Origin of the sequence: Haloferax sp. Atlit-4N, assembly GCF_003383025.1 — an archaeon.
GTDB lineage: Archaea > Halobacteriota > Halobacteria > Halobacteriales > Haloferacaceae > Haloferax > Haloferax gibbonsii.
The window spans coordinates 1,070,598-1,081,869 of record NZ_PSYY01000001.1 but is presented as its reverse complement, the minus strand read 5'-3'; the positions used below and the strand labels follow the sequence as shown (position 1 = coordinate 1,081,869).

The 11,272-nt window shown below is 68.2% G+C and carries 14 protein-coding genes; 7 read left to right on the top strand and 7 right to left on the bottom strand.

Annotated features, from left to right (window positions below; translation table 11 throughout):
- Positions 1–39 precede the first annotated feature (39 nt).
- The 3 genes from C5C07_RS05630 to C5C07_RS21615 form a co-directional block, all read right to left on the bottom strand.
- A complete protein-coding gene (locus C5C07_RS05630; RefSeq protein ID WP_115804702.1) occupies positions 40–1,011 on the bottom strand; it encodes a zinc-binding dehydrogenase in 972 nt (323 codons plus the stop codon).
- Positions 1,012–1,096: 85 nt separating this feature from the next.
- Positions 1,097–1,270 (bottom strand): hypothetical protein, encoded by a 174-nt coding sequence (locus C5C07_RS21620; protein WP_162832764.1) that lies wholly within the window; start codon positions 1,268–1,270, stop codon positions 1,097–1,099.
- Positions 1,271–1,406: 136 nt separating this feature from the next.
- Positions 1,407–1,562 carry a hypothetical protein gene (locus C5C07_RS21615; RefSeq protein ID WP_199522722.1) on the bottom strand — a complete coding sequence of 52 codons (156 nt, stop codon included), beginning with the start codon at positions 1,560–1,562 and terminating at the stop codon, positions 1,407–1,409.
- A 189-nt stretch (positions 1,563–1,751) separates the two neighbouring features.
- Here C5C07_RS21615 and hisF point away from each other — a divergent pair, with 189 nt between their 5' ends.
- Together hisF and C5C07_RS05620 are read left to right on the top strand one after the other, a co-directional pair.
- Positions 1,752–2,564, top strand: a complete 813-nt coding sequence (gene hisF, locus C5C07_RS05625; protein WP_115804701.1) for an imidazole glycerol phosphate synthase subunit HisF — start codon at positions 1,752–1,754, stop codon at positions 2,562–2,564.
- A gap of 190 nt (positions 2,565–2,754) precedes the next feature.
- Positions 2,755–3,315, top strand: coding sequence for a DUF1684 domain-containing protein (locus C5C07_RS05620; protein ID WP_050458858.1), 561 nt, complete (start codon positions 2,755–2,757; stop codon positions 3,313–3,315).
- A 51-nt stretch (positions 3,316–3,366) separates the two neighbouring features.
- On the opposite strand, the gene C5C07_RS05615 is transcribed toward C5C07_RS05620, so the two are convergent.
- On the bottom strand, positions 3,367–3,657 hold the full coding sequence (locus C5C07_RS05615) for a DNA-directed RNA polymerase subunit L (protein ID WP_004970976.1): 291 nt from the start codon (positions 3,655–3,657) through the stop codon (positions 3,367–3,369).
- 26 nt (positions 3,658–3,683) lie between these two features.
- On the bottom strand, positions 3,684–4,676 hold the full coding sequence (locus tag C5C07_RS05610) for an MBL fold metallo-hydrolase (RefSeq protein ID WP_115804700.1): 993 nt from the start codon (positions 4,674–4,676) through the stop codon (positions 3,684–3,686).
- A gap of 167 nt (positions 4,677–4,843) precedes the next feature.
- On the opposite strand from C5C07_RS05610, the gene C5C07_RS05605 reads away from it, so the two are divergent.
- Together C5C07_RS05605 and C5C07_RS05600 are read left to right on the top strand one after the other, a co-directional pair.
- Positions 4,844–5,995, top strand: coding sequence for a J domain-containing protein (locus C5C07_RS05605; protein ID WP_004977572.1), 1,152 nt, complete (start codon positions 4,844–4,846; stop codon positions 5,993–5,995).
- Between the two features lie 62 nt (positions 5,996–6,057).
- On the top strand, positions 6,058–6,732 hold the full coding sequence (locus C5C07_RS05600; protein WP_115804699.1) for an MBL fold metallo-hydrolase: 675 nt from the start codon (positions 6,058–6,060) through the stop codon (positions 6,730–6,732).
- 411 nt (positions 6,733–7,143) lie between these two features.
- On the opposite strand, the gene C5C07_RS05595 is transcribed toward C5C07_RS05600, so the two are convergent.
- On the bottom strand, positions 7,144–7,770 hold the full coding sequence (locus C5C07_RS05595) for a uracil-DNA glycosylase family protein (RefSeq protein WP_115804698.1): 627 nt from the start codon (positions 7,768–7,770) through the stop codon (positions 7,144–7,146).
- A 124-nt stretch (positions 7,771–7,894) separates the two neighbouring features.
- Complete coding sequence (locus tag C5C07_RS05590) at positions 7,895–8,368, bottom strand: DUF5793 family protein (protein ID WP_004977575.1); 474 nt, start codon at positions 8,366–8,368, stop codon at positions 7,895–7,897.
- A gap of 140 nt (positions 8,369–8,508) precedes the next feature.
- Here C5C07_RS05590 and C5C07_RS05585 point away from each other — a divergent pair, with 140 nt between their 5' ends.
- From C5C07_RS05585 to C5C07_RS05575, 3 genes are all read left to right on the top strand, one after another.
- On the top strand, positions 8,509–8,877 hold the full coding sequence (locus C5C07_RS05585) for a cupin domain-containing protein (RefSeq protein ID WP_049905254.1): 369 nt from the start codon (positions 8,509–8,511) through the stop codon (positions 8,875–8,877).
- A 100-nt stretch (positions 8,878–8,977) separates the two neighbouring features.
- Positions 8,978–9,475 (top strand): hypothetical protein, encoded by a 498-nt coding sequence (locus tag C5C07_RS05580; protein WP_004977578.1) that lies wholly within the window; start codon positions 8,978–8,980, stop codon positions 9,473–9,475.
- 135 nt (positions 9,476–9,610) lie between these two features.
- Positions 9,611–11,272, top strand: a complete 1,662-nt coding sequence (locus tag C5C07_RS05575) for a type II/IV secretion system ATPase subunit (RefSeq protein ID WP_115804943.1) — start codon at positions 9,611–9,613, stop codon at positions 11,270–11,272.

Here is an 11,272-nt window from a genome sequence, read left to right as displayed (position 1 = left end):
TAAACTGAAAAAACGCGGTGCCGCGTCACACCGCTTTCGCTACGGTTCGAGGACGACTTTTCCGCTGCTCTTTCTGGCTTCGATGTACTCGTGGGCCGCCGCGGCGTCTTCGAGGGCGAACGTCTCGCCGACGACCACGTCGAGTTCGCCCGCGGCGAGCAGTTCGGACAGTTCCGGCACCGCGCCGAGAATCGACTCGGGACGCTGCTGCATGGCGCTTCCGAGGTGGAAGCCGATGACCGACTTGTTCTCGAACAGCAGGCGCGTCGGGTCCGCCTCGGCCGCGTCGCCGGACGCCGCGCCGTAGGTGACGAGTCGGCCGAAGTCGGCGAGGGCGTCCAGACTGCGCCGGAACGTCTCGCCGCCGACGCCGTCGAGGACGAGGTCGACGCCCGCGCCGTCGGTCTCGTCGGCGACGACCTCGCGGAAGTCCTCCTCGGTGTACTGGATGCCGTGGTCGAGTCCGAGGTCGGCCGCGAGGTCGAGTTTCTCCTCGGTGCTGGCCGTGCCGAACGTCTCGACGCCGGCGTGGGCGGCGAGTTGGACCGCCGCGGTGCCGACGCCGCCGGCGGCCGCCTGAATCAGCACGCGCTCGTCGTCGTCGAGGTCGCCCCACTCGTGGAGGCAGTTGTACGCGGTGAGGAACTGGACCGGGAAGCCGGCGGCCTCGGCGAACGACATCGACTCGGGCACGTCGAACAGCGTCGGGGCCGGCGTGGTGACGTACTCGGCGTACGCCCCGCCGCCGGTCATGGCGACGACGCGCTCGCCGACCTCGCGGTCGACGCCGTCGCCGACCGCGTCGATGGTCCCCGCGGCCTCCATTCCCGGCGTGTACGGCGGCTCCGGGCCGTCTCGGTAGGTCCCGCGCCGCTGCATGATGTCGGCGAAGTTGATGCCGGCGGCCTCGACGGCGATGCGGACCTCGCCCGGCCCCGGCTCGGGCGTCTCGGTCTCGCGCAGTTCGAGGCTGTCGGAGCTTCCGTACTCGGTGACGACGATAGATTTCACGCCGGGTCGTAGCGCCGGGGGTCGTAAAAGCGGAGAGAACGCGGAAGTTCGTACAAATTGCCGGTTCCGGGGGTCCCGAGCGCGCTTACGCCAGCGCCAGCGGGAGGCCGAACACGACGACGAGGCCGACGACGAGAACGAGGATACCGGTCGTGACCTGACTCATCGAGAAGTCCTGCATCGGGGAGGTGACGCGGGCGTCCTCGTCCGCGTGGTGGTCGTCGTGTCCGTGGTCGCCGTGGTCGTGGTCGTCGCTCATACGCGGGGCGACGGGTTCGCGGTACAAAAACGCACCTAACCGTCGTCCGCGGACGGCGCGACCGGCGCGGCCGACGAGTCGGCAGCCAGTCGCGGGAGAACGCCTCGCCGGACGGGGCAGGACCGGAACAGCACGGTCAGGTCCGGGACAGATACAGCACGACCAGAAACGCGAGCGCGAGCGGGAGGAACGGAATCGCGGCGTCGAGCGGGACCAGAAGCGCCACTATCGCGGCCATCACCACGAACTCGACGACCACCAGCAGACTGAGTAGCTCGGCTGAATCCACCATCGTTCGGACTGGAATCGCGTCGTGGTTCTCACGGACGGGTCATCAAGGTGGCTCTACCGCGGGGAACGGCGAGGGAACCGACTCAGTCTCGCGGTCACCGGGCGACTCGGCGAGGTGGTCGGAATTCCGCCCACCACCTGCCGTAGTCGAAACGGTGAAACGGCTCTTTCGCCAACGATTCGGTAGCGAATGCTCACGAAGCGCATCATCCCCTGTATCGACGTCGACCTCGACGAGGACGGGAACCCGGCCGTCTACACCGGCGTCAACTTCGAGGACCTGAAGTACACGGGCGACCCGGTTGAGATGGCCAAACTGTACAACGAGGCGGGCGCGGACGAGTTCGTCTTCCTCGACATCACCGCCTCCGCAGAGGGGCGCGAGACGATGCTCGACACCGTCTCGAAGGTCGCAGACGAGGTGTTCATCCCGCTGACCGTCGGCGGCGGTATCCGCACCCGCGACGACATCAAAGAGACGCTCCGCGCCGGCGCGGACAAGGTCTCTATCAACACCGCGGCGCTCCAGAACCCCGACCTCATCGAGGAGGGCGCGCGCTCCTTCGGCAGCCAGTGCATCGTCATCTCGGTGGACGCCCGGCGACGCTACGACGAGGACGGCGAGCACTACGTCGAGGTCGACGGCGAGTCCTGCTGGTTCGAGTGTACGGTCAAAGGCGGCCGCGAGGGAACCGGCGTCGACGTGGTCGAGTGGGCCCGCGAGGCCGAATCGCGCGGCGCGGGCGAGCTGTTCATCAACTCCATCGACGCCGACGGGACGAAAGACGGCTACGACATCCCGCTGACGAAGGCCGTCTGCGACAGCGTCTCGACGCCCGTCATCGCCTCCTCCGGCTGTGGCGGCCCCGATGACATGTACGAGGTCTTCACCGAGGCCGGCGCGGACGCCGGTCTCGCCGCTTCTATCTTCCACTTCGACGAGTACACCATTCGGGACGTCAAGGAGTACCTCGACGAGCGCGACGTGCCGGTGCGACTGTAAGCGTCCGCGTCCCTTCTCCGACACTCTTCGTCCCTCTTCGTCCCTCTTTCCGCGCCCGCCGCTGGCCCCGCCTGCCACTGACCCTGCCCGTCACTGACCCTGCCCGCCACCGACCCTGCCCGCCGGTCGTGCGCCCCCCGCACAGTCGGAACTAATCTTAACCCGCTCGCGCGCCGTATCTCGACCCGAGATGACCGACGACGCGTGGCTCGACGCCCTCCGAACGCACCGCGAAGAGAAGGACCGCTATCTCGCCGCGGACCGAAACTCGCCGATTCCGCCGGACCAGCGGGAGTTCTTCGACGGCCTCGACTACTTCGACCCCGACCCCGACCTCCGGTTCGAACTCGAACTCCGGGCGTACGACGACCCCGAGCGCATCACTATCGGCACCTCGACCGACGGCGAGCGCGAGTACCTCGCGTGGGGGCGCTTCGAGTTCGAGGTCGACGGAGAGGCATACTCCCTCGACGCCTATCGCGCCGACGCCGACGAGGACCGCCTGTGGGTTCCCTTCCGCGACGAGACGAACACCGAGGAGACCTACGGGGCCGGCCGCTACCTCGACCTCGAAGCCGCGGACCGGACCGACGACGGCCGGTGGGTCGTCGACTTCAACGACGCGTACAACCCGTTTTGCGCCTACTCGCCGCGCTACGAGTGTCCGCTCGTCCCGATGGAGAACTGGCTCGAAGTCCGTATCGAAGCCGGCGAGAAGGACTACGAGGGACCGGGCGGCGGAGACGAGTAACCGAGAAACGCGCCGCTCACGGTCGGAGCGAAACGAGAGAGAACCCGCAGATTACGCGTCGATACCGGCGCGGTAGGCGTCGGTGAAGTCGTCGGCGGTGCGCTGGACGCCGCGGGCGGCCTCCGCGAGCGCGTCGAGGGGGTCGACGCCGGGCTCCGTCTTGATGGAGAGGACGGGGTCCGTCTGTCCGCCGGACTGCTCGGGGTTCACGTCGTAGGTCGCGGCCGTGACGGTGTCGGTCTGGAGGAGTTCGCCCTTCAGGACGTTCATGAAGGTGTGGTCCTCGCCGCCGATTTCGATGCGGAGTTCCTCGTCGGTCTTGTCGATGACCCGCAGTTCCATGGCTCTCCGTTCCCTCCAGCGGCGTTTTAACGTTTCGTCTCGGGGACCGCGACCAGTTCGTCGAAGTCCGGGTCCGCGTCGAGGAGTTCGTACCGCCCGTCGCCGTCCGGGGCCGCGACGACGCCCTCGGCGACGAGGTGGTCCAAGTGGGCGAACGCCTCGCCGGGGCCGTGGAGAATGTGGATGGCCGAGAGGTCGCCGAACAGGCGCGCGCTCACGGTCCACGCGTCGGCCGGGCCGTGTTCGTCGAGGACCGAGACGACGCGCTCGGTTCGCTCGCGGTGGTGCTCGGCGATGACGCGCGCCCGGCCGGCGGGGTCGTCGATGGGGTCGCGGTGGCCGGGCCACGCCCGCGCGAAGTCGAGGTCGACGAGGCGCGCGAGGCTGTCGAGGTAGGTTTCGAGCGGGCGGTCGACCCGGAGGTCCGCGCCGCCGACGTTCGGGGTGTACTTCGGGAGAATCGCGTCGCCGACGAACGCCTCGCGGCCGCGCTCGCCGTCGAAGGCGAAGGCGCTCAGCCCCGCGGCGTGGCCGGGGAGGTGGACGACTTCGAGGTCGCCGTCGCCGGCGGCGATGCGGTCGCCGTCCTCGACGGGCGCCACGTCCACGCGGTCGCCTCGGAGGTCGTCGTGGCCGTCGAGGAACGCGGTCACTTCGGCGAGCGGTTCCTCGGGAATACGCCACTCCCCGAAGCGGCGCTCGCGAATCTCGCGCTCGGCCGCGATGGCGTCTGGGTCGCCCGCGACGATGCCCGCGTCGTCGGCGTGGACGTACACCGGCGCGCCGCTTTCGGCCTGCAGTTCGCCCGCGAGACCGGCGTGGTCGGCGTGCCAGTGGGTGAGGACGATTGCTTCGAGGTCGGCGACCCCGTAGCCGGCCGCGTCGAGTCCCTCGCGGAGGTCTCGGCGAACCGAGTCGGTCGCGACGCCGGCGTCGACCAGCGTCGGCCGGTCGCCGGGGAGGAGGTAGGCGTTGTTCAAGCCCTCGAAGACGGTGTTACCCAGCCGTATCCGTTCCATGCGGCCACCTGGCCGTCGAGCTTCATGATTATTCCGAATGGTCTTGGCGGCCCCAGCGTCCCGCGGTTTGTCGGGCGGTCGCCGTCGGCCGGTCCGTTGACGGCCCGGCTTGCCGACCGAACGCCCGGTACATTCAAAAGCCGGCGTTGCATCGAATCGCACGTCGAATGCCGGTGGACTTCTACGAACTCCTCGGGGTCGAACGCGACGCCGAGACGGCGGAGATAAAGCAGGCCTTTCGTCAGCGCGCTCGGGAGTACCACCCCGACGTCAACGACGACGAGCGAGCGACCGCGCAGTTCACCGTCGTCCGGAAGGCCTACGAAGTCCTCACCGACGACGCCGAGCGCGCCGACTACGACCGGATGGGCCACGGGACGTACGTCGAGAAGCGCCTCGACGGTCTGACGAAGTTCAAATACCCCGGGAAAGCCGGAGAGGACGGCGGTTCCGGCGGGTCGAACGCCGGCGACCGGTCGACTTCGAGTCGGTCGTCGGGGCGGTCGTCTTCGTCCACAACATCGTCTTCGTCCTCGTCGTCCTCGTCGCGGTCCACTTCTTCGTCGTCCCGGTCGTCGTCCTCCCGACGGTCGAGTTCCGGACGTGCGTCGTCTTCGTCCTCGACCGCGAGTTCGTCGCGGTCGAATCGGACGAGTCGCTCGCGCACCTCGGGGTCGGCTTCCTCGTCGTCCTCGTCGCGGTCCACGGGCTCCACACAGTCGACCACCGCGGGCGGGTCGTCGCGCACCCGCGCCCGAAACTCGCAGTCCGGTCGGACGGGGACGACCGGCCGGTTCGAACGCGAGCGCGGCGGGTCCGAGTCGGCGGCCGCGACCGCGTCCGGGTCGACGAACCCGCTTTGGTACGGGTGGGGCGTCTCGCTCCTCGCGCTCCTCGCGTACCTCGGCGGCTTCGCGTGGCACCTCGCGGGCGACGGCGCGGGATTCGTGACCGCGCTCGCGTCGCTCGACACCGCCGCGCCCGCCGCTGGACTCCTCGCGTCGTCGCCGCTGTCGCTGCCGAGCCTCGCGGCCCTGCAAGCCGCGGCCTCGACGTCGACGCCGACGGTGCTCGTCTTCCCGGTCGCGGCGGCGCTGCTCGCCGTCTCGCTCGCCGCTGTCATCGCTCGGTTCGGCCACGCGTGGACCACGTGGTTCTACGCGCTCGCGGCGACCGTGCCGCTGGCGCTCGTGGCGGCCGGCGCGGTCGGCGTCGGGCGACCCGTCGCGGTCGACCTCCTCGGGTTCGTCGTCTGTCCGCTCCTCGGAGCCGGCGGATTCGTCGTCGACGCGGGTCGGTATCTCTTCGCCTCGCGGTAACGTCTCGAACCGCGGCGTCGCCGTCGCCCACGATTTTTGTCGTTCGCGTCCGACGGTTCGGTATGGCCATCCCGACCGACTCGGTCCGGCGGTTCCGACTCCGCGGCGTGAACGCGTACCTCGTCTCCGACGGCTCGGAGACGGTGCTCGTCGACGCCGGGACGCCGCGGGACCGCGACCGACTCCTCCGCGGTCTCGCCCGCGTGGACCTCGACCCCGGCGCTATCGACCGGGTGCTCGTGACCCACTTCGACCTCGACCACGTCGGGACGCTCGCCTCGCTCAGCCTCCGCGACGACGTGCCGATTCACCTCGCCGAGCCGGACGCCTCGCACCTGACAGGCGCGTCGAAGCCGTCGCTCCGGTCGGCGAAGGGCGCGGCGCAGCGCGTGCTCACGTCGTTTCTCGACCGACCGACGAACCCCGTGGAGGTCGTCCGCGACGGCGACGAGCTCGGCGGCTTCGTCGCGTATCGGACGCCGGGACACACCCCCGGCCACACCGCGTTCGTCCACGAGGACCACGGCGTCGCGTTCGTCGGCGACATGGTCCGCGAGTCGAACGGGAGCCTCGGGCTGTTGCCGGGGGTACTCGCGACCGACGCCGCGGAGAACAGGCGGAGCGTCCGCGAGTTCGCGGCGCGCTGTCCGCCGGTCGACGTGGTCGCCATGGGACACGGCGAACCGGTCACGGCGTACGGATACGGCGCGCTGAAGCGACTCGCGGACAGGCTCTAATCCGACAGCGACCGCTCTCGGGAGGTATTACGCGGTCGCGTGACGGCGAGAAACCGAGCTGTCGCTCGTGTCTGAGTTAAGAGCGGGGACCGCGGCCGAGCGCAGGTCCCCGGACTGACCAAGCCACTGTGAGGAGCACCAGTCTCACAGCTGCCTGACGCGCCCGGCGGAAGTGAATCGAACCACGCGCGTCAACACCACGTTGGACACTAGTTGTAAAAAGTCCTTTGTTATCGCCAATTAGAACCACGCCCTCCAGAACGACTGGATAAATATGCTCTTATGTGAGTCATATAGCCGCATCAACTGAACATATCGTAACCTTCATGGTTGTTACTGGACGAACGAACGGCAGAATCGTGAAGAATCTATCGAATCCGCGGACGACGGTCGAATACGGCGGAAAATACGCTATCTGACCAGGTACGGGTCCGCTCCGGGCATGAAGCGACCGAGGTCTGACTCGCGGCGGAAGTCGGTCGACTGGAGCTCCAGCAGGCCGGCGACGAGTTCGTCGTGGTCGCCGTCGTCCCACTCGTCGGGGTCCTTGATGGGCAACACGAGAAAGCCGCTCCCGCGGAGTTCTTTCCCGTGGAGCGTCTCCATGTCGACGTCGGTCTTCCAGCCGACGGACGTGTAGTTGTTCAGGACGTGCTTCGTCGCCACCGCGCCGACCGGCAGGAGGACGTGGGCGGCGATGGCGCGGAGTTCCGCGTCGAAAAAGCGCTCCATGTCGGTGTAGTCGGCCGCCGACGGCGTCCCGTCCGGCACGCACATATGCAGATACGAGAAGAACGTGCGGTTCACCGTCGGTTCGTCGCCCGCCTTGGCCAGCAACTCGCCGTCTTCGAGCGCCGGGAACAGTCTGTCGCCCGCATCCCCCGAAAAGGGGATACCGGTCTCGATGCCCCCGTGGACGCCGGGGTGGTCGCCGATGACGTGGAAGTCGGCGTTGGCGTCGCCGTAGCCGGGGACGTACCGGTCACACGACGGTCGCATGTCGAACGGGTTTCTCGTGCGGTCGGTTACGTTTCTCACGGTACTCTCTGTGGGAGCGGTCGGTAAAGAAGACGTGGTTCGCCCCGATATCGTACACGAACGAGCGTGAGGGACGCGTCGAGAGAGAACGTCGTCCGCGCGGTCGCCCCGCCGAGGGCCTCGGTCAGAGTTCGACGCCCGAGGGGATGAGGCTCTGGCTCCGCAGGAGCGTCCCGTCGCCGTCGTAGACGAGGAACGTCGATTTCTCGAAGGTCTCGAAGTGGTCGCCCTCGATGGCCACGTCGACGCGGTAGCGGCCCTCGTCGTCGCCCGCGGCGCGCCCGTACTCGCGGGCCGCACGGATGAAGTCCAACACGTCGTCGGCGCGAGCGTTGAGTTCGAGGACGTAGTCGCCGGTGAGTCGGTCCGTCACGCTCACGACGCCTCGGGCGTCGGAGTCGTCGACGGAGTCTTGCAGCCGAAAGGAGACGTCCAGTTCCTCCGCGGCGAGCACGTCGCCGCTGGTCGAGAGGAACCGCGACCGGAGCTCCTCGGCCGGGCCGTAGAAGTCGATAGATACCGTCGGTTGGCGAGGGTCGCCGTCGTCCTCGTACCAATCGACATCGCGGACATCGAGTTCGAAGTAGTCACGCCGCATTCCGTACTGTCGATTGTACTGCGCGGCCTATTAACGTGACGCCGCCGGACCCTCGTTCCGACGCCGAAACCGGCCGATTACGCCGGTTCGACGCGCTCTCGACGCAACGGTTATCGGCCGCCGCCGCGAGCGGACCGCATATGGAACCCGTCAACCTCGACGAGAGCTTCGCGTCGTTCGACGAGACGTGGGCCCCGAGAATCGCCGCGGAGCTGAACGACTACGCGGTGAAGGTCGCGAAACTCGACGGCGAGTTCGTCTGGCACGCCCACGACGAGACCGACGAGCTGTTTCTCGTCCGCGACGGGCGGCTTCGAATCGAGTTCCGCGACCGCGACGACGCGGTACTCGGGTCGGGCGACCTCCTCGTGGTCCCCCGCGGCGTCGAACACCGGCCCGTGGCGCTCGAACCGACCGAGGTCCTCCTCGTCGAGCCGACCGAGACGCTCAACACCGGCGACGCCGAGGCGAGCGACCTGACTCACGGCGACCCCGAACGGCTCTCCTGAGGGGTGGCCGGGCGTGTTCGTTCCCGACCGCGGCCCCGTCGTCTCGTCGGCCCGCCCCTACTGTCGGTAGTTTTTACCTGTCAGCCCGTGCGATTGTCCTATGGTCTGGGTCCGCTCCGAACACGCGGGTGCGCTGGCCGTCGTCTCGACGTGGCTCTGTGCGCTCCTCCCGTGGAACGTCACGTACACGCCGAACCTCTCGGGCGTGAGCCTGCTTTTCGTCCGGTTCCCCTTCGCCGAGATTCAGTTCGCGTGGGGCCTCTCCAGCCGCGTCGCGGTCAGGAGCCCGCTGTCCGCGCTGTCGCTCCAGTCGGGACAGACCGTCGCGGTCGCCTACCAGGCGTGGGTCGTCGGCGCGGCCGTCCTGGCGCTCGCGGTCCTGTTCTCGCTGGTCTACTACCTGCGCGACGAGCGGGTCGAAGCCGGGCCGGTCGACCCCGTTCGGGTCCTCGGCGGCCTCCTCGGCGTCGTCGGCGTCGTCCTCGCCGCGTCGACGTATCTGCTCGCGACGCGCGGGCTTCCGGGCATCCCGCTCCCGCTCGGCGTCGTCATCTCGCTCGTTCTCGCCGGCGTGCTCCTGACGGTCGACCGGACCTGAACGCGAGCCGTGGGCCGGGTCGTTCTCGCCGAGTGACAGTCTCCCGCGCGGACCTTTTAAGTTCCAACCCCCCATACCTCCCGACCAACCAACCGGGTGACGATGGCACGAGATATCACGAGCGAGACGAAGGCGATGCGCGACCCGCGGGGCGACCGAGGGGTGTTGAGACTCCTCGCCGACGGGGAGTTCGACGCCGCGACCGCCGAGACCCAGCGGCTCCTGCGCCGGACCGCGGAGATGCTCCGGGGGTCGAAGCTCGACGTGCTCCCGCTGACGCCGGACGACACGCCGCTCGGGACCTACGAGATTCCCGAGGGCCACGAGGAGGTCGAGCGTTACTGGGTGAACGCCCCATTCGCCTACGTCGTCGTCACCTACGACACGGACGCGACCGCCCACCAGTACCACACCGTCGAACCCGACCTCGACGAGTTCGAGGCGTCGCTGCTCGAACGCGTTCGAACCGACGTGCGCGACCCGCTTTTGTACCGCCGCGAGGCGGACCCGCGGACCGAGTCGGCGCTCGTCGAAGAGCTCCAGTCGCTTCTCGAACAGTACGGGCTGGAACTCGACATGAACACCTTCTACACGCTGTTGTACTACCTCCGGCGGGACTTCCACGGCTACGGTCGCCTGGACCCGCTGATGAAGGACCCGCACATCGAGGACATCTCGTGTGACGGCTACGACCTGCCGCTTTTCGTCTACCACGACGAGTACACGGACATCGCCACCAACGTCTCGTTCGAGGCCGAGGAACTCGACAACTTCGTCATCCGCCTCGCCCAGCGCTCCGGCCAGCACATCAGCGTCGGCGACCCCGTCCTCGGGACGACGCTCCCGAACGGCGCGCGCGCCGAGTTGGCCCTCGGCGAGGAGGTCACCCCGCGCGGGTCGGCTTTCACCATCCGCCTCTACGCCGAAGAGCCGTTCACGCCCATCGACCTCGTTCGCTACGGCACGTTCTCCATCGAGCAGATGGCCTACCTGTGGCTCTGTATCGAACACAACAAGAGCCTCATCTTCGCGGGCGGCACCGCCTCGGGGAAGACCACCTCGATGAACGCGGTGTCGATGTTCGTCCCCCCGCGGTCGAAGGTGCTGTCCATCGAGGACACCCGCGAACTCGCGCTCTACCACGATAACTGGCTGTCGTCTGTCACCCGCGAGCGCCTCCACGAAGGGACCGACATCTCGATGTACGACCTGCTTCGCTCGGCGCTCCGGCACCGCCCCGAGTACATCATCGTCGGCGAGGTCCGCGGCGACGAGGCCGTGACGCTGTTCCAGGCGATGAACACGGGGCACACGACGTTCTCGACGATGCACGCCGACAGCATCGAGACGGTCATCAACCGCCTCGAAAACGAGCCCATCAACGTCCCGCGCGCGATGGTGCAGTCGCTCGACCTGCTGTGCGTCCAGACGCTCACCCGCCACGACGGCGAGCGCGTCCGCCGCTCGCAGACCATCGGCGAAATCGGCGACATCGACCAGCGGACCGGCGAACTCGACTACTCGTCGGCGTTCGCGTGGGAGCCAGAGACCGACACGTTCAGTCAGAACGACAGCTCGCTGCTCACCGAAATCCAGCGCGAGAACGGCTGGTCGCGGACGGAGCTCCGTCGGGAACTCCGTCGCCGCGAGGTGTTCCTCAAGTACCTCCTCGACAAGGACGTCTCGGACTACCGGCGCTTTACCGCGCTCATCAACGAGTACTACGCGGACTCCGAGGACGTGATGCGGCGCGTCGAGGCCGACGAGGACATCGTCGACGCCGGCACGGAGGCCTGA